Source organism: Halomonas sp. LBP4 (assembly GCF_003202205.1).
Lineage (GTDB): Bacteria > Pseudomonadota > Gammaproteobacteria > Pseudomonadales > Halomonadaceae > Halomonas > Halomonas flagellata.
This window is the reverse complement of record NZ_PDOG01000001.1, coordinates 1058112-1075354: the sequence shown is the minus strand read 5'-3', so window position 1 is coordinate 1075354 and position 17243 is coordinate 1058112. Positions and strand designations below refer to the sequence as shown.

The 17243-nt window shown below is 60.2% G+C and carries 16 protein-coding genes; 2 read left to right on the top strand and 14 right to left on the bottom strand.

Annotated features, from left to right (window positions below; genetic code table 11):
• Positions 1 to 59: 59 nt before the first annotated feature.
• From CR157_RS04960 to CR157_RS04950, 3 genes are all read right to left on the bottom strand, one after another.
• Positions 60 to 1106: a TRAP transporter substrate-binding protein gene (locus CR157_RS04960; RefSeq protein WP_110282389.1), complete on the bottom strand. Its 1047-nt coding sequence runs from the start codon at positions 1104 to 1106 to the stop codon at positions 60 to 62.
• Between the two features lie 82 nt (positions 1107 to 1188).
• Positions 1189 to 2475, bottom strand: coding sequence for a TRAP transporter large permease (locus CR157_RS04955; protein ID WP_181421966.1), 1287 nt, complete (start codon positions 2473 to 2475; stop codon positions 1189 to 1191).
• A gap of 9 nt (positions 2476 to 2484) precedes the next feature.
• On the bottom strand, positions 2485 to 2997 hold the full coding sequence (locus CR157_RS04950; RefSeq protein ID WP_219999875.1) for a TRAP transporter small permease: 513 nt from the start codon (positions 2995 to 2997) through the stop codon (positions 2485 to 2487).
• Positions 2998 to 3510: 513 nt separating this feature from the next.
• On the opposite strand from CR157_RS04950, the gene CR157_RS04945 reads away from it, so the two are divergent.
• The gene (locus CR157_RS04945; RefSeq protein WP_181421965.1) at positions 3511 to 4377 is read left to right on the top strand and encodes a DMT family transporter; all 867 of its coding nucleotides are present in this window, start codon (positions 3511 to 3513) and stop codon (positions 4375 to 4377) included.
• Between the two features lie 12 nt (positions 4378 to 4389).
• Here CR157_RS04945 and CR157_RS04940 read toward each other — a convergent pair whose 3' ends face one another.
• The 10 genes from CR157_RS04940 to CR157_RS04895 form a co-directional block, all read right to left on the bottom strand.
• Complete coding sequence (locus CR157_RS04940) at positions 4390 to 5268, bottom strand: MurR/RpiR family transcriptional regulator (protein ID WP_181421964.1); 879 nt, start codon at positions 5266 to 5268, stop codon at positions 4390 to 4392.
• Positions 5269 to 5451: 183 nt separating this feature from the next.
• Positions 5452 to 5703 (bottom strand): hypothetical protein, encoded by a 252-nt coding sequence (locus CR157_RS04935; RefSeq protein ID WP_110282386.1) that lies wholly within the window; start codon positions 5701 to 5703, stop codon positions 5452 to 5454.
• 80 nt (positions 5704 to 5783) lie between these two features.
• Positions 5784 to 7259 (bottom strand): amidohydrolase family protein, encoded by a 1476-nt coding sequence (locus CR157_RS04930; RefSeq protein WP_110282385.1) that lies wholly within the window; start codon positions 7257 to 7259, stop codon positions 5784 to 5786.
• 15 nt (positions 7260 to 7274) lie between these two features.
• On the bottom strand, positions 7275 to 8462 hold the full coding sequence (locus CR157_RS04925; RefSeq protein WP_110282384.1) for an amidohydrolase family protein: 1188 nt from the start codon (positions 8460 to 8462) through the stop codon (positions 7275 to 7277).
• Between the two features lie 17 nt (positions 8463 to 8479).
• On the bottom strand, positions 8480 to 9151 hold the full coding sequence (locus CR157_RS04920; protein WP_110282383.1) for a flavin reductase family protein: 672 nt from the start codon (positions 9149 to 9151) through the stop codon (positions 8480 to 8482).
• 33 nt (positions 9152 to 9184) lie between these two features.
• The gene (locus CR157_RS04915) at positions 9185 to 10267 is read right to left on the bottom strand and encodes an ABC transporter ATP-binding protein (RefSeq protein ID WP_306766759.1); all 1083 of its coding nucleotides are present in this window, start codon (positions 10265 to 10267) and stop codon (positions 9185 to 9187) included.
• A complete protein-coding gene (locus CR157_RS04910) occupies positions 10264 to 11322 on the bottom strand; it encodes an ABC transporter ATP-binding protein (protein WP_110282382.1) in 1059 nt (352 codons plus the stop codon). Before CR157_RS04910 ends, CR157_RS04915 begins: the two co-directional genes overlap by 4 nt.
• A gap of 11 nt (positions 11323 to 11333) precedes the next feature.
• Entirely contained in the window at positions 11334 to 12269 is a 936-nt protein-coding gene (locus CR157_RS04905) for an ABC transporter permease (RefSeq protein WP_110282381.1), read from the bottom strand.
• Positions 12270 to 12280: 11 nt separating this feature from the next.
• The gene (locus CR157_RS04900) at positions 12281 to 13270 is read right to left on the bottom strand and encodes an ABC transporter permease (RefSeq protein WP_110282380.1); all 990 of its coding nucleotides are present in this window, start codon (positions 13268 to 13270) and stop codon (positions 12281 to 12283) included.
• Positions 13271 to 13354: 84 nt separating this feature from the next.
• Positions 13355 to 14929 (bottom strand): ABC transporter substrate-binding protein, encoded by a 1575-nt coding sequence (locus tag CR157_RS04895; RefSeq protein ID WP_110282379.1) that lies wholly within the window; start codon positions 14927 to 14929, stop codon positions 13355 to 13357.
• A gap of 1197 nt (positions 14930 to 16126) precedes the next feature.
• Between CR157_RS04895 and CR157_RS04890 the strand changes: the two genes are divergently transcribed.
• Positions 16127 to 16705 (top strand): hypothetical protein, encoded by a 579-nt coding sequence (locus CR157_RS04890; protein WP_110282378.1) that lies wholly within the window; start codon positions 16127 to 16129, stop codon positions 16703 to 16705.
• Between the two features lie 78 nt (positions 16706 to 16783).
• Here CR157_RS04890 and CR157_RS04885 read toward each other — a convergent pair.
• A partial coding sequence (locus CR157_RS04885; protein WP_181421963.1) for a cytosine permease occupies positions 16784 to 17243 on the bottom strand: 460 nt, incomplete at its 5' end.

Below are 17243 nucleotides of genomic sequence, written 5' to 3'. Positions count from 1 at the left end.
AACGCAACGCGACGGCGCCAGCCGGCCGAGGCCGACTGGCGCCGTCGCGACAGGGGGCATTAGCGCTGTGCAGCGTGGGCCTCCTCGATGGAGGAGAGCATCGCTTCGAGCAGGGCAACCCCCTCCTCGCCGTATGTTTCCTCGATGACCTGGCGCACGGCCGGCTGGGCCGAGGCGGCGAAGGCCTCACGCTGTTCCGGCGTGATGGTGTTGACCTCCATGGAATCGGCCAGCTTGGGCAGGCCCTGGTCGGAGGCCTCGATGATCCGGGACATGGCGCGGCCGGCGTCGACGGCGACCTTGGAGGCCCAGTCGATGATGCGCTGATGCTCTTCGGGCAGGCCGTCATAGAAGTCCTGGTTGACGAACCAGACATAGGGGGTGATCAGGTGATTGCTGATCGTCAAGTAGTCCTGGACCTCGTCGAACTTGGCGAAGGCGGTCTGCTGGATGGGGTTCATCTGCCCATCGGCGACCCCGGTCTGCAGGGCGGTATACACTTCTGCCCAGGCGAGGGGCGTGGCCCGGGACCCCATTGAATTGATAAGGGCCTCGTGGGTGGGCAGGGTCATCGTTCTGATGCGCAGTCCGTCCATGTCCTCGGGTGAGGTGATGGGACGCTGGGAGTTGGTGAACTGGAAGAAGCCGCCACTGTCCAGCAAACCGAGCACCTTCAGCCCGGTCTCCTCGTTGATATCTTCGGCCAGCATCTGGCCGAACTCGCTCTCCAGGGAGATGACCTCGTTGGCCACGCCGATGTTGGGAAAGGCGAAGGGGATGTCAAACACACCGATCCTCGGGTAATGCTCGGCAACGCCACCGGCGGTGGAAATCGAGGACTCGATGATGCCTTGGCGCACCTGGGCGATCGCCTCCGCATCCTTGCCGAGCTGGCCGGCCGGATAGATGGTCACCTCGATCTCGCCGTTGCTCGCGGTCTCGACGAGTTGCTTGAACACCGCCGATAGGGCGCCGGCGTTGCTGGCCATGATTTCCGGCGGGTTGACGTGGGCGATGCGCATGGTGGTCTCGGCGGCCGCGGCGGCGCCGGCGATCCCCAGGGCCAGGCCGAGGCCGGTGAGGGTAGTGGTAATCCGTGCTTTCATGATGCTTCTCCGGTGGTGTTGTTGTTGCGATGCATGGTGGGTGGAGATCCCCCGTCCGCGGGCGGGGTAGCAGCGTCGCGCCCTAGTTGGCCAGCCCCAACAGGCGGGGTATCGTCAAAGCGATCGGTTCCCAGTAGGCCACGGCGAGCAGCACGCCGATCTCGACGAGGATGAAGGGCCACAGGGATTTGGTGATTTCCTCGATACGCTCGCCGGTGACCGATGCCAGGACGAACAGGCAGGCGCCGACCGGTGGTGTCATGAGCGAGATGGTCAGGGCAAGGATGATGATCATGCCGGCGTGCACTGGCTCGAGGCCGATGGTCAGGGTCAGGGGGGCGAGCACGGGCGCCAGGATGATCAGGGCGGCGTTGATGTCCATGAACAGGCCGATGACCAGCAGCAGGGCGATGATCATGGCGACGATGGCGGCCGGGCTGTCCGAAATGGACAGGAAGCCGGCGGCGATCAGCTGGGGGATCTGGTTGAAGGTCATCCACCAGCCGAGAATGGTCGCCGACGCGATGATCAAGAAGATCACCCCGGTGATCAGCGCCGTGCGCGCCAGCATCTCGTACAGGTCCTTCCAGGTGATGTTGCGATAGATCACGCCGCCCACCACCAGCGCATAGAGTACGGCCAGGGCCGCGGCCTCGGTGGGCGTGGTGATCCCGGTCAGGATGGCACCGAGGATGAACACCGGCAGGATCAGGGCCAGCAGGCTGCCGCGGAACTCCTTGAGGATGAGGGTCAGGCTGGGCCGCTGATCGGACTTGGGCAGCCCTAGGCGACGCCCGGTGGCGGCGATCAGGCACATGCATACCAGGCACAGCAGCAAGCCCGGGATGATGCCGGCGGCGAACAGTCCTGCGATGGACACCCCCATCAGGGAGCCATAGATGATGGCCAGGGTGGAAGGCGGGATGATCGGGCCGATGATCGAGCCCGCTGCGGTCACCGCGCAGGCATAGGGGCCGGTGTAGCCGGCCTTCTTCATGGCCGGTACCAGGGTATTGCCGAAGGCCGCGGCATCGGCGGTGGCCGAGCCGGTGAGGCCGGCGAAGAGTACCGACGCCAGCATGTTCGAGTGTGCCATGCCGCCGCGCAGCCAGCCCACCAGGGACTGGGCGAAATTGACCAGGTTCAGGGTCAGCCCGGAGCGATTCATGATCTCGCCGGCGAGGATGAAGAAGGGCATGGCGAGAAACGGGAACAGGTTGAGCCCCGAGAAGAAGCGGTCCGGCACCATGGCCAGGAAATGGCCGCCGCCCATGTCGATGATGCCGACCAGGCCGGCCACGCCCAGCACGATGCCGACCGGCATGCCGAGTATCAGGAGTCCGAAGAAGATGATGGCTACGATGATCATGACGTTACCTCAGGCTCGTTCCGCCGCGGGGTGCGGGTCGGGGGCGAAGAAGTCGTAGACGGCGACGAGGGCAAACTGCAGGCAGGCCAGGCCCGAGGCGACGGGAATGATGAGGTAGGGATAGCCCCTGGGCATGCCGAAGATCATGGTCAGTTGCGAGAAGCCGCGCTCCACGTAGCCGAGGCCATAGAAGAACATGAAGGCGAAGAAGGCGAAGCCGATCACGTCGAAGCTCAGGGCCAGGAATTTACGCATCGGGCGCGGGAAACAGTCGAACAGGATGAGCACGCCGACGTGCTGCCGATAGCAGATGCCGGTCGAGATGGCGAGGAGCGCGACCCAGATCATCAGGTAGCGGGCCAGTTCCTCCGTGAAGGTGAGATTCCAGGGCAGGACGTAACGGGCCAGGATCCCCAGCCATACATCGAGAACCAGCACGATCACCAGGGCCACGCACAACCGCTCGACCCAGCGGTTGAGGGACCGGCTCATTGCCAGTGCCTTGAGGCTGACCTTTTCCACCTTCTCCTCCTCGGACACGACGCGGGATCGCCGGGACCTTTTGGTTGTTGTTGTAGATTCAGGTTTAAAACATGAATTTCGTATTGTCAATGTATTTGGTTCCAATGTTTCAGGGCCGATCCGGTCGGCCCAAGGAGGCTTGCGTTGCCTTGAGAGGGTTGTCGGAATGTGGTTAATAAACTGATATATAAAATCTTTAACTTATTGATAATTTTTTGTATACTAAAACATGTGACGATGGCGCTGATTCGAGTTCCACTTGGTATACGAAAGAAAATGAGACAATAATTTCTTGAATGAGCCGCATTGAAAATGTAGTGCTGATGGAGAGAGGATCACCGAGGCCTTCCCCCTCGATCCGGGTCAGAGGGCTCATCCAACAGTGATCAGGCGATCCTTCGCTTGTCGCGACGACAGGGATGAGCGGTCTCGTAATGCTGACGCCAGGCCAGCGGGTGGGAGGGAAGGATGCAGGATGAGTCGAATCGAAGCGCTCGGATCTGGCAGGGAGGCATGCTGGCCCTGCTGGCCACCACGATCTGGGCAGGCAACTTCGTTGCCGCTCGGGCCGCTTCGGCCAGCATCGATCCCATCGCTCTCACCTTCCTGCGTTGGAGCCTGGCCACGGCATTGCTGTTGCCGTTCATGGCGAACCGTTTGCTTGCGGCTCGGCGGGCTCTGGCAGTGAGCTGGAAAGGGATCGTGGTGGCCTCCTTCTTCGGCATCACCGCCTTCAACACAAGCGTCTATATTGCCGGCAACCATATCGGCGCCACCCATATGTCCCTGGTGAACGCCGCCGCACCGATCCTCATTCTCTTGCTGTCGGTGATTCTCCTCGGGGAGCGGGTGTCTTGGATGGGTATTCTGGGCATGCTGCTGGCGGCGGGCGGCATCCTGTTGTCTGCCCGGGATGGTGGCTCCGCCGATCTGACCGTGGACATGGGACGTGGGCTGGGTTGGATGACCCTGGCGGCCAGTTGTTTCGCGATCTACACGGTGATGTTTCGGCGGTTACTCGGCAGGCTGCCCTTCATGGTACTGATCGGGAGTTCCTTCCTGATGGGAACCTTGCTGCTGCTCCCGCTGTTCGCTTGGCGAGTCGCCGTCGTGGGCATGCCGGAATGGAGTGGCCAGAACCTCTTTCTCATCGGGTATGCGGGCATCGCGGCGTCGTTGGTGGCGTTCGTCTGCTGGAACCGGGCCGTGGCTCTGATCGGTGCCGCCCAGGCCGGATACGTCTATTACCTGGTGCCGTTCCTCAGCGCCGCGCTCTCGGTCGTCTTTCTCGGTGAACTGCCGGGCCCCTGGACGCTGGTCGCCGCCCCCCTGGTGATCCTGGGCATCGTGCTCGCGGTCCGCGACGCAAGGCGTGCCTAGGGAGAGTGGCTGTCAGTCGAAGTCACGGACCTGCTCGTGGGCGATCTCGATGTCCTCCAGGCGAACGCGGCCCGACTTGCCGGCCAGTCGCACCGCCTGGACGCTGAGGTAGTGGATAAGCCCCATGGGGCCGACATAGGTATGGAAGAGGAAGCTGCTCGAGATGTCGCAGCTCAGCGTCCAGGTGGCGACGGGTTTCTTGTCGCTGGACAGGGAGTCCGTCAGATAGAGCACGGGCACCCCGCGCTCATGGGCGGCGTGCATGACGCGTGCCAGCTCCGGGACACGGCGACGCATGCCCACCGCGATCAGGAGATCATCTTCTCCGAACTCCGTGACATGCTCGCCGAACGTTTCCCCGGCATGGGGAAGCAGGTGGACCTGCCGCCGGAACTGAATGAACTGCCAGCGTGCATAGGCGGCCATGAAATAGCTGTTTCGAAAGCCGACCAGCCAGATGCGGCGCGCCTCGACGATGCGGTGCAGGGCGGCCTCGATGTCCTCTTCATCCAGTTGCTCGAAGGTCCGCGTCAGGGCCGCGACATGATCGCTCAGGAACGACTGGCTTTCCGAGGGCAGCGGGGACGAGTCCTGTTGACGCTCATGCAGATAGATCGGTGAGCCCCACTGCTTGATGTCGCGGACCAGGCGGCGAGCCTCCTCGAAGTTGGCAAAGCCTAACCGCTTGAAGAGCCGCGATGCGGCGGCCTTGGACACTCCTGCTAGCTTGGCCAGTTCCGTGGCGTTATAGGCCGATAGCTCCCCCGGGAAGTCGAGGATCAGCTCGGCCAGCTTGCGTTCGCTGGAGGGCAGCTCGGAGAGGTGTTCCTGGATCCTGGCCTCGAGGGAGCGAGGTCTCTCCGGGGTGTTCGGTGCCTTGCCGTTCATCATCTGTCCTCTTGGCAGCGAGGCGTTATGGCGCGTCATGCGAGTACCGTGGGAGACGGCATCACGCCCTTCGTTTTCTCAACCTAACACAGAAGCGCCGGCCCTGAAATTTCAATTTCATGGCCGGCGGCTCACGTCATGATTCAGTTGGCTCGGCCTTGCGCGCCTTGCGCAAACCGGCTGGCCTCATTCCGCTAAGCGAGCGCCTTGCGTCGCGGTGCCGTGGCCACGCATCAGCAGATAGTAGTAGAAGAGCTCGCCCCGGTCGGCGCCGATCAGCCAGGCGTAGCCGCCGAGCGCCTCCAGTGCCGGACCCCCGACCGAGGAAATCGAGTACAGCGCGGTGAGGACGAAGGCGCCGATCGCCCGCTGGTTCCAGCCCTTCACGTAGTGGTAGGCCCCGTCGGGGTCGGCGGAGAACATGTCCCGGATGTTCAACTGATCATCCGGGATCCTACATCTAGCCAATATGTCGTTAGAGGTGATCTCTCGTGGATTATTTATCCGGGAGTCTACAATTATATACCTTTCTTGATTGATGGGAATGAACTTCGGAATATTTCGTCCTCTGGGGGGTGGAGGTGAGTACGCTCTGGGTAGGAGCTTCTCAGTCGATCAAATTGTTGTTGTGCCTCACTTGCAAGATCTTTAAGGTCTATACCTTCGATCTGTCGCTCTTTCATAACAGTCTTTCCATTTACTATTACTAGTGTAAAGTCTTGTCCAGAACCACTCATCACCATAGTCTGAATAGGGTCAATTAGTTGCCCGAGATGGAATCCACTCAGATCGAAGACTGTGATATCGGCTTTGGCTCCCGGTGCAAGTCTTCCCAAATCAGGACGATTCAGAGCATTCGCTCCACCCAACGTGGCGGCGTTGTAGTAGTCGGCTGCCGAACAGGCCGTTTCATCCCCTTCCAGAAGCCGAGTGATCATGATACCGGCATGCATGTTCGTGACGATATCGGGAGGATACGTATCCGTGCCCATGCCGACATTGATGCCGTAACGTTGCATCTTGGCGAACGAGTTCATAACGCGCCCCATTCGTGCACTGACCAGTGGACAGTGCACGAGTGACGCTTTACTGCTCTGGAGCATACCTAGGTCTCGCTCCACCGAACCTTCCGTAGGGTGTCGTCCCCCCAGGTAGATACCGTGAGGCAGCAGGACACGGTGATCGAGGAATCCGCTGTGATCCAGCAGTTCGATCGAGGACTGGCCGAAGCGCGCCTCCACGGTCTCGACTTCCAGGGGGGATTGACAACAGTGGAGGCGCACGGGGCAGTCGAGGGCGCTCGCTGCATCGGCTGTGCGTTCGAGAAGCTCCTGAGTACAGCACTCGATGCGGTCGGGGGCCAGCATCCCGCGGATCAGGCCGTTGGCTCTCCCATCGTAGTCCTTGACGAACTCGATGGCTTCCTCGAGGCCTCGCATGCCGCGCGGTTCATCCCAGTGAATATCGAAATGCCCTTCCGGGTGAATCATGGAGGCGCCGGTACGGTAGGCCGGCCCCAGGTAAAGGCGCAGACCATAGTCGGCACCGATGGCCGCGGCACGGGCGAATTCCTCGTAGGTTTCCCCCCATTCCCGATACAGCAGTGACGTGATGGGCAGCGCCGTGGTGATGCCATTGAGGAGGAGCTGGGCGAAGGCATAGCGCTTCTTGGCATCCTCCTCTTCCGGCGTGTAAGCGTCGCGGGGCCCTCGTTCGACGTAGGTGCTCGCCCAGACTCGACCGTGACGCCACCCCGGGGCGTTATCGAAGCCCAGAATGGTCGAGTCCAGGTCCGCCAGGGCATCGAGGTCGATGAAGCCCGGACCAACCACGGCATTACCGGCATCGATGCGGTAGTCGAGAGGCCCCTCATAGCCGAAGCCGACATGAACGATGGTGTCGTTCTCGTAGACGACCTCGCCGTTGTGGAGAATTTCATGGCCGGTACCGTCGAAGCCAATGACGTAGCGGCCGGTGATCATCGTCCTCGTCATCGCGGTCTCCTTTGTTCAGACAAGGCATTCGCCATCGGTGGCGACCAGACGGCCGCCCTTGACCACGGCGATGCGTGATGTGCGATTCATGATCGCCTCGACCCGTGTCTCGCCGGCCACGATAGTGAAGTCGGCCCGGCAGCCCGGGGCAATGCCGTAATCCGCGAGCCCCATCACGTGCGCGCCACCGCGGGTGACGATATCCAGTACCAGCTCCAGATCTTCATCCCGGCGAAAACCGCTGCGGAAGGCCAGCAGCATGGCGCGCTCGAGCATGTCGGCGTTGCCGTAGGGGCCCCAGGAGTCACGGATCCCGTCGGAGCCACAGCACAGCGTGACTCCGGCCTCGTGCAGGCGCCGTACCGGGGGGAAGACGATGTCGCCGGGGCCATGGGTCATGATGGCGATGCGGTTATCGATCAACAATCTGGTGAGGCGCTCGAGGTAGGCCTCATCCACCATGCCCAGGCAGAAGGCATGGCTCACGGTGACCCTGCCCTGCATGCCCAGTGCCGTCGTGCGTTCGGCAATGAGTTCCAGGGCGAAGGCGCCGAGCATGCCGGGTTCATGGAGGTGGATATCGATGCCCACGCCGGCCCGGTCGGCGATGGCGAAGATGGTGTCCAGATGGCGTACCGGATCGCGGTCCATGCTGGACGGGTCGATGCCACCGACGAGGTCGGCTCCCATCCTGATCGCCTCGGCCATGAGGGCCTCGGTCCCAGGACGGACCAGTAGGCCGCTCTGGGGGAAGGCCACGACCTGCAGGCTGATCGCTTCCTGGAAGCGATCCCGGGTGGCCAGCACCCCCTCGAGATTGGCCAGGCCGATCTCGGTGTCGATATCGACATGGGTCCGGATATGGGTCGTGCCCATGGCGATAGCTTGACGCACCTGATTCGTCGACTGCTCTTCCGGTGAGTAGCCGAGGGCCTTCCTGACGTGGCGTTCATCCTCGATGCGCTCCTGGATCGTGGGGCCGGCGCTGTGTCGATGCCACGCCTGCCCCCAGTGGGTCTTGTCCAGGTGGGTGTGGGCATCCACCAGACCGGGCAACAAAATGCCATTGCATCCATCGACGACCCTGCTGCCCGGTGCCTCGAGGCCGGCGCCGACCTGTTTCACCACGCCATCGATCACCAGGACGTCGACGCGATCACCCTCGAGCGGGCGTACGTTCTGCAACAGTAATGATTCAGCCATGACCGTCTCCCTGCCAATCAGTTGATGCCGTCGTCCACGGACAGCGTGTCTTCGCAGGCTTCCCGCTCGCGGGAGGCCAGAAATGCCTCGAGGCTCGGGCGTGGCAACTCGAACTGGGCCTGGGCAAGCAGGTAGGCGTCGGCGTGGAGTCGGGCCAGAGGATGATAGGCCTCGGGACGAACCCTGAGGGTCTGGGGGTCGATATACTCATCCTGGACGTGCATGTGCAGCACCTCGCCGACGATCACCGAGCGATTGGGGTATTCCAGCGATTCGGTCTTGCGACACTCCATTGCCACCGGCGCTTCGAGGATGCGGCCGGTACACAGTGTGCGGCTGGGTGTCAGGGTCAAGCCCGCGGCGGACACCTCGTTCTCCTCGGGAGGAAAGTCCAGGGAGGTGGTGATCATCGGGTGAGCGATGTGCTCATTGACCAGGTTGACCACGAACTCACCAGTGTCGTGGATGTTCCGGGTGGTGTCCTTGTAGCGCCCGTCCGGACGGTGCTGGATACCCAGGATCAGGATCGGGGGGTCGTCGCCGAAGACGTTGAAGAAGCTCATCGGGCCGGCATTCGAGATGCCTGCTCGATCGGTGGTGGTCACCAGGGCGATGGGCCTGGGGACGACGAAGCTGACCAGGAGCTTGTAGCGCTCCTTCTTGCTCAATTGGCTGAAGTCGAATTCCATTGGGATTCCTTGAGTTGTCTCGAGGTGGCTGTCTCAGGCCTTGGTGATGAGTCGGCCTTCCTCAACGGCATGACAGGCGACGAAGCCGTGCGCGACATTGTGGATCGGACTGGGCTGTTCCCGTTTGCAGCGCTCGTTGGCGTGGGGACAGCGGGGATGAAAGGCGCAGCCGCTCGGGGGAGCGAGCGGGCTCGGCACCTCGCCGCCGACCGGGGTGCGGGCGCGCCCGGTCATCTCCAGGTCGGGAATGGAGTCGAGCAGCATGCGGGTGTAAGGATGTTGGGGGCGTCGAAAGAGCTCATGCTTGGTGCCGACTTCCACCAGCCGCCCCAGGTACATGACGCCGATCCGATCGGAGATGTGGTAGACCACCGACAGGTCATGGCTGATGAACAGGTATGTTAGCGAAAATTCGCGCTGCAGGTCCTTCATCAGGTTGAGGATCTGGGCCTGCACGGAAACATCGAGCGCCGATGTGGGCTCGTCACAGACGATGAACTCCGGATTGCTGGCGAGGGCCCTTGCGATGGAGATGCGCTGGCGCTGGCCACCGGAGAATTCGTGGGGATACTTTTCCCCATCCTGGGAATTGAGTCCCACGCATTCCAGGAGTGCCGTCACACGCTCGTCGATGACCTTCTTGCCATCGAGCAGGCCGAAGACGTGGAGCGGCTCGGCGATGATATCCCGAACCCGCCACCGAGGATTGAGGCTGGCATAAGGATCCTGAAAGATCATCTGAAGGCGATGGCGGACGGCATCCATGTCCTGGCGGCTATGCGTCGCGATATCCTTCCCCTCGAACTCGATACTGCCCTCGGTGGTTTCATTCAGCCCGACTACCAGCTTTGCGATGGTGGACTTGCCGCAACCGGATTCCCCGACCAGGCTGAAGGTCTCGCCGCGATAGATATCGAAGCTGACACCGTCCACTGCCTTGACCACCTGTCTTTCCTTGCGCTCGAGCAGTCGGTTGAGCAGGGGAGGGGACACATCGAAATGTCGCTTCAGGTCGGTAATACGGAAGATGGGAGCCTGTGTCGACCTGCTGGATGCGTCCTCCAGGGAGTCAGTCTGCGTTCCCGTGGCCCTGTAGATTTCCTGCGTCATGTTCATGCGTTGGCTCCTCGGCAGTGATCGGCCACGGGGCCGGTGGTTGGGGTGGCCGGCGTGTGTCGCTCGTGGATCACCGGGTTTTCGACGAGCCAGCAGGCGGCTTCACTGTTCTCCACGGCGATCAGGTCCGGGCGCTCGGTCCTGCAGCGTGAGAGGACATGGGGGCAGCGTGGATTGAAGGCGCATCCGTCCGGGATGGCCGCCAGTCTTGGCATGGAGCCCTCGATCTGCTCCAGCCGATCGACATCGTTGAGGATGGTGGGAATGGAGTTCATCAACCCCCGCGTATAAGGGTGCTTGGCCTGCTTGACGACATCGGCCACGGGGCCGACTTCCACCAGGCGGCCGGCATACATCACGGCGACGCGGTCGGCTGCCTCGGCGATCACGCCCATGTCATGCGTCACCAGCATGACCGCCGTGCCTTTCTCTCTGCAGAGTCGCTTGAGTACCGCAATGATCTGGGCCTGGACCGACACATCCAGCGCCGTGGTCGGCTCGTCGGCGATGACCAGCCTCGGTTCCACGCACAGGGCCAGGGCGATGACCACGCGCTGCCGCATGCCGCCAGAGAACTGATGGGGATACTGGTCGATCCGCGTCTCGGGGGCGGGAAGCCCGACTTCTTCCAGCATGCGTATGGCGTGCTGACGCGCTTCCTTCATACTCATGGGCAGGTGGGTGCGAATCGTCTCCACGAGCTGGTGCCCGATGGTATACAAGGGGTTAAGGCTGGTCAGCGGGTCCTGGAATATCGCGCCGATCTCCCTGCCACGCAGACGTCGCATCTGCTCCTGAGAGAGGTTGTCGATGCGCTTGCCTTCCAGCCGGATCTCTCCGGTGCTGATGCGCCCAGGCTTCTCCAGCAGGCCCGTGATCGCGGTTCCGGTCAATGACTTGCCGGCTCCCGATTCGCCCACGACACCGAGGATTTCTCCCGGCGCTATCTGCATGGAGACGCCATCAATGGCTTTCAGAACCCCGCGTCGCGTATCGAACTCGATGTGTAGATCACGGATATCCAGGACCGGGGGGGTTGCCTCTTGTGCAGTCATGAACGTTACCCTCAGCGAAGTTTGGGGTTGAGCGCATCGCGCAGCCAGTCGCCCAGCAGGTTCACCGACAGGACGAGCAGTACCAGCACGATGGAGGGGAAAATGACCACCCACCAGACACCGGAGAACAGGAACTCGTTGCCGATCCGGATCAGGGTGCCGAGAGATGGCTCGGTGGGGGGCATGCCGACACCCAGGAATGACAAGGCCGCCTCGATGAGGATGGCAATCGCGAGATTGACGGTGGCCACCACCAGGATGGGACCGATGACATTGGGCAGGATGTGCTTGGCCATGATCGTGCGGGAGCGCAGGCCGATGACCCGGGCGGCAAGCACATATTCGCGATTCTTCTCGACCATGGTGGAGCCACGTACGGTACGTGCATACTGAACCCAGGTGGTCAGCCCGATGGCGAGGATGAGCACGAAGATGACGGCATCATGCTGCATTTCCGGAGGCAGGATCCCTCTGGCGACACCGTTGATCAGCAATGCCACCAGGATCGGAGGGAAGCTGATCATGATGTCGGCAATACGCATGATCGTGGCATCGACCGCTCCCCCGACATAGGCGGCCAGCAGACCAAGGCACACGCCCAGTACCATGGCGAAGGCCACGCTCGACAGGCCCACCAGGATGGAGATACGTGCACCGTAGAGCATTGCCGACAGTACATCTCGGCCCTGTCCATCGGTACCGAGCAGGAAGGTCGCATCCCCTCCCTCGACCCATGCCGGCGGAAGCTCGCTGTTGAGTAGGCTCAAGGTGCTGACGTCGAAGGGGTCGTGTGGTGCGATCCAAGGGGCCAGGAGCGCGGCAAGGATCAGGGTAAATACCACGACGGAGGCGACGATAGTGACGGGTGAGCGGCGAAAGCTATAGAGCAGGTCGCTATCGATGAACCGGTGCCAGCCGCTGTTGAGTCTTTGCGTTTCGGAATTCATGGATAAGCTCCTCAGGCGCCAGCCTTGTTCTGTCCTGTATCGACACGGAGTCGCGGGTCAACCACGAAATACAGCATGTCGACGATGGTATTGATCACCACAAAAATCAGCGAAACCATGACCAGGTAGGCAGACATGACGGGGATATCGACGAAGCTGACGGCCTGCATGAAAAGCAGCCCCATCCCCGGCCACTGAAAGACGGTCTCGGTGATGATGGCAAAGGCGATCAAGGCACCGATCTGCAACCCGGTAATGGTGATGACAGGCATCAGGGTGTTTCTCAGCGCATGGCTGAAATTGACGACACGATTTGTCAATCCGCGTGCTCTGGCAAAGCGGATATAGTCGGTCTTTAGCACCTCCAGCATTTCGGCTCTCACTAGGCGCATGATCAATGTTATCTGGAAGAGTGATAGTGTGATGACCGGCATGATCATTGCCTTGATACCACTGACCGTCAACAGGCCAGTACTCCACCAGCCAAGCTCTACCACTTCCCCGCGTCCAAAGGAGGGAAGCCAGTTCAGCCATACCGAAAACACCAGAATCAGCAGGATGCCGGTCACGAAGGTAGGCACGGATATACCCGTCAAGGAGAGTGCTTGTAACAGATGGCTAAGCCAGCTATCTCGTTTGAGAGCCGTATAGACCCCCATTGGGATGCCGATGACAAGCGACATGACCACTGCAGCAAACACCAGCTCCATCGTGGCGGGAAACCGCTCGGCGATGAGGTCCGATACTAGCCTCTGGTTACGATAGGAAATGCCGAAGTTTCCCTGGACCGCATTCGTGACGAATTTCCCGAACTGTACGGGTAGCGATTCATTCAGGCCGAGTCGCTCCTGAAGTGCTGTGCGCTGTTCCAGGGTCGCATCCTGGGGGAGCATGTTGGTGACGGGGTCACCAACGAAGCTGAACATCGAAAAGGCAATAAAGGCGACGGCTAACATTACCATCGATCCTTGCAGGAGTCGGCGTATTAGAAATGCAATCATTGTTATGCCCTTTACCGTTGCCAGGTCAGAGTCTGAGTGGTGGCAGCCAGCAATGGCTACCACTCATTGACGAATACCCGAAGATCACTCGACGGTTGCGTACCAGAGCCTGACCTTGTTGTCCGGCGTCTGCGGTACATTGATATTGTCCTTGGTGGCCCAGATCAGCGGTTGCTGATGGAGAGGAATCAACGGTATATCGGCCTTGGAAAGCTCGAACGCTCTGGCAATCATCGCAAGTCGCTCTTCTTCATCCTGGGCGACCGCGATTTTCTCGATGAGGGAGTTGACCTCATCATTCTGATAGTTTCCCGGGTTCCAGGCGCCGTAGTTGTTGTTGGGGCTGGAGATGACCTGAGAAAGGATGCTGAAGGAGTCGAGCATCGGCAGGGTCGCCCAGCCAAACATCCAGATATCAGATCCACCGTTAAGCGCCTCCTGCCAATGGTTGCTCGAGTTGCGTGCATTGACCCTGGCATTGACGCCAACCCTCGCCCACATGGCGGCTATCGCCTGGCAGATTTCCTCATCCCTCACGTATCGGTCATTGGGACAGTCAAGTCCGACAGTGAACCCGTCCGGGTAGCCGGCTTCAGTGAGCAGCTGCTGGGCAGCATCCGGATCATGAGGGAAGCGCTCGTCAAGTGATGCATCGTAGCCCGGTACGGCTGGAGCGACGGGCAAGGCCGTGTTACGTGACTTTCCACGCATCAGCCTGTCACGAATCAGGTCCATGTCGATGGCCTGGTAGAGCGCCTTGCGGACTCTCAGGTCTTGTAGGGGGTTACTGTCCAGGCCATTCTGGCCAAGCCTATCCGCCGATTGATTGAGAGCCAGCATGATGGTGCGGAGTCCGGCAATCTCATGAACTTGATAACCTTGGGAGCTCTCCAGTCTCGAGACATCCTGGAGTGGAACACTCAGCATCATGTCGATCTGCCCAGAAAGCAAAGCTGAAACGCGTGTTGCATCTGACGAGATGGGGGTGAACTCGATTCGGGTCAGGTTATGCTGAGCATCGTCCCACCAGTCCTCATTGATGGTGAGTATGGTTTCCGCATCCGGTCTACGTGACTCGAGAACGAAGGGGCCGGTGCCGTTGGTGTTTGTCGTACTGTAGCTCCTGTCCCCCTTGGTCGGGTCTACGGGGTCAAGGGCTCCATGCTCGGTCATCCAGTCCTTGTCGAGAATGTAGACATTGGTCAAGTCGTTCAGCAGAAGGGGGTAGCTGCCATTCAGCTCAATTTCAACAGTGTGGCTGTTTACCTTCCTGACATCGGAGACGGCGGGAAGGTTGCCTCTTAAGGGAGAGTCTGGGTGGATGGCTCGCTTGAGTGATGCAACGACATCGTCGGCATCAAAGCTATTTCCATTGTGGTAGGTGACACCTTCGCGCAATGTGAAACGCCACAGGTCCGGGCGAACCACCTCCCAGTCTGTCGCCAGAGAGGGTTCGATCTCAAGTTCCTTGTTGTATCGAACTAGAGGTTCGTAGATATGATGCAGGAATGCTAGGGTCGGACTGATAGCCTGTCCGTGTGGGTCCATGGAGTAGATGTCAGAGGTGTCAGACCATGTAATGGTGTTGGCCTGAACCGTTGTAAATAATGTGCTGCTGGTGATTATGGGTAGTACCAGATACTTGTTGATTTTGTTCATTTTTTCTCCTTGACTCTTTTGTCTTTTTCGGGTTGCAGTTTATTGTTTTGCTTACTCTTCCTCTTTGCTGTCGTCGAGTGTTGATGGCCAGGGTATGGGGGGTGGTGGTTGTCTGATTGTTTTTAGAATATAGGTTGAAAATCTTGGTGTTTGATAGGGCCAGTTCTACGCGTTGAATGGTGCCAGAAGGGGGTTGGGAATTTCGTTTATATTACGGGCACACCAAATAAACCTTGGCTGACTATGGTCGCCAAAGTGAAAGTGACTCATGAAAAGTTGGCTGTGCCTCTAAGCGATGGATGTCGAGAGTGTGAAGCTCCTGTTGTGCTTGTTGGTTCCCAGTGTCGCCCAGCAGAAGGTGCCTCCGTCATGTTTGACGAAACCAATCTTGGCGATTTTTCGCTTTTTTGATTTAGCCGATTCTATGCAGCCAGTTGCTGCTCGATGAGGGCTATTATGGGGGGCAGTCTGCGAGTTTACTTTCATGGATGCTTGTTGGCATTAAACAGGTTCGACTCGGGCTATCCATCATGATTACCTCTGCTTCTCTCGAGGATCCGATGATCTCATTGGAATATCCGGCGGTGACGGATGACGTGCCGCACGCGGGACACTCGCCGTGGTCACGGTGAGGAGAACTCCATGCCATGGTGTCTCCCTGCCAGCCTGGTCAGGCAGTCTGCCGTATAGGAGAAGGGAGCTGGCGAAGACATCGGTGGCGATCTCTTGATCCTTTGTTTTGTGAACAATGATCTTTTGATACGTGTACAGGATAGACAATGGGATTCATGCTTGCAAGGTTTTGTTTCTACCATGTCGACAAAAAGCCTTTTATAAACAATGAGGTGTGACATGTTGTTGATTGTTGTCGCAGCTCATTTAAGTATACAATAAGTGGGTGCTTCTCTGCATGGCATATGTCGTATATTGCCTAATTTACTGTATACAGGCAGCCGTTCTGAACCTGTCGCCGCTCCGCAACGGCTGATTCCGACTGCACTGACTGCTGGCCAGTCGGCGCCGCTTGCGTGCACCGCCACTTCAAGGCCAGCGAGGCGTCGCTCTCGAGCGTCGAGGAAGAGGAAGAGGCGCCCGGTCTGCACAAGCATCTTCGGCGCCTGAGGGCGCGGCGCTGGCAAGCCCTCCCGGCCACGCCATACTGAGATCATTGGTCGAGCCTCTCGGGGGGGTACTGCCGTGCCCCTACCGCCAGATGACGCACCGGAAGAGATCACCCTGGGCCGGGTCTATGAGGAGTACGTGCGGCTCAGTGAGGTCTGCAACGACTATATCCACCGTTCGCTGGGGGATATCCGCCTGTTCGGCTCCATCGGGGCCCTGTTGGCGTGGGATCCCCTGGCGCGCCTGTTCGAACTGGATGCCCAGCTTCAGCAGCCGGTGACCCCGGTCGGCTTCCTCGTCCTGCTGCTGGTGATCGTGCTGGTGATGTTCTTCGACCTGCTCAAGCAGTCGATCTTCTTCTTCCATCTGCAGCGCATGCAAGCGCTGGAGCGGGTCCTCAACCGTGCCGCCGGTGATCGAGGCGAGTTGTTCCATATCGCCGGCGGCTGGCCGGACTGGTTCCGGCGCTACCACGCCCACGCGGCCCATGGCTTCTGGGGCGTCTTCTATCTGCTGGTGGTGGTGTTTCCGTCGATCATTCTCTACCGGCAGGAGTATGCGGGTTGGCTGTTCGTGTACCTGCCGACCACCGTCGTCCTGCTGGGACTGCATGCGTGCTGTGCCCTGCGGGTACTGAACTCACTGGAACCGTAGCCGTTTCCGTCCGCTTCCCGGGCGACACCCCCGGGCCAGCCGGCTCGGGGGTGTCGCGGCCAAGGGGCAGGAGCGCGCTTACGGCCGGGTCGGGGCAATCATGACCTTGTGGTTGCGCATCAGGAAGTAGTAGAACAGGCCGCCGAGCCCGGCGCCGATCAGCCAGGCATAGCCGTTCAGCGCCGCCAGGGCCGGGACCCACACCGAGGAGATCGAGAACAGCGCGGCCCCCCCGAACGCCATCAGGGCCTTGTGGTTCCAGCCCTTGACGTAGTAATAGGCACTGTCGGGGGCCGAGGAGAACATCTGCTGGATATCCAGCTGCTGATGCCTCACCAGGTAATAGTCGACCACGATGATGCCGTAGAAGGGGGCGATGATGGCGCCGAGGGCATTGACGAAGCCGGGCACGCCGATCTGGCTGATCACCGAGACCCACAGCGCGCCGATGAAGAAGGCAATGATCGCCGTGATCAGCCCGCCCATCTTGAAACTGATCCTGCTGGGAAAGAGGTTGGCCAGGTCGTAGGCCGGCGGA

Coding starts and splice junctions, on each gene's coding strand:
- CR157_RS04955 (WP_181421966.1), bottom strand. CDS start 2,475: ATGATCATCGTAGCCATCATCTTCTTCGGACTCCTGATACTCGGCATG.
- CR157_RS04915 (WP_306766759.1), bottom strand. CDS start 10,267: ATGAACATGACGCAGGAAATCTACAGGGCCACGGGAACGCAGACTGAC.
- CR157_RS04940 (WP_181421964.1), bottom strand. CDS start 5,268: ATGATGAACGGCAAGGCACCGAACACCCCGGAGAGACCTCGCTCCCTC.
- CR157_RS04905 (WP_110282381.1), bottom strand. CDS start 12,269: ATGAATTCCGAAACGCAAAGACTCAACAGCGGCTGGCACCGGTTCATC.
- CR157_RS04930 (WP_110282385.1), bottom strand. CDS start 7,259: ATGACGAGGACGATGATCACCGGCCGCTACGTCATTGGCTTCGACGGT.
- CR157_RS04925 (WP_110282384.1), bottom strand. CDS start 8,462: ATGGCTGAATCATTACTGTTGCAGAACGTACGCCCGCTCGAGGGTGAT.
- CR157_RS04910 (WP_110282382.1), bottom strand. CDS start 11,322: ATGACTGCACAAGAGGCAACCCCCCCGGTCCTGGATATCCGTGATCTA.
- CR157_RS04895 (WP_110282379.1), bottom strand. CDS start 14,929: ATGAACAAAATCAACAAGTATCTGGTACTACCCATAATCACCAGCAGC.
- CR157_RS04900 (WP_110282380.1), bottom strand. CDS start 13,270: ATGATTGCATTTCTAATACGCCGACTCCTGCAAGGATCGATGGTAATG.
- CR157_RS04920 (WP_110282383.1), bottom strand. CDS start 9,151: ATGGAATTCGACTTCAGCCAATTGAGCAAGAAGGAGCGCTACAAGCTC.
- CR157_RS04945 (WP_181421965.1), top strand. CDS start 3,511: ATGCTGGCCCTGCTGGCCACCACGATCTGGGCAGGCAACTTCGTTGCC.
- CR157_RS04960 (WP_110282389.1), bottom strand. CDS start 1,106: ATGAAAGCACGGATTACCACTACCCTCACCGGCCTCGGCCTGGCCCTG.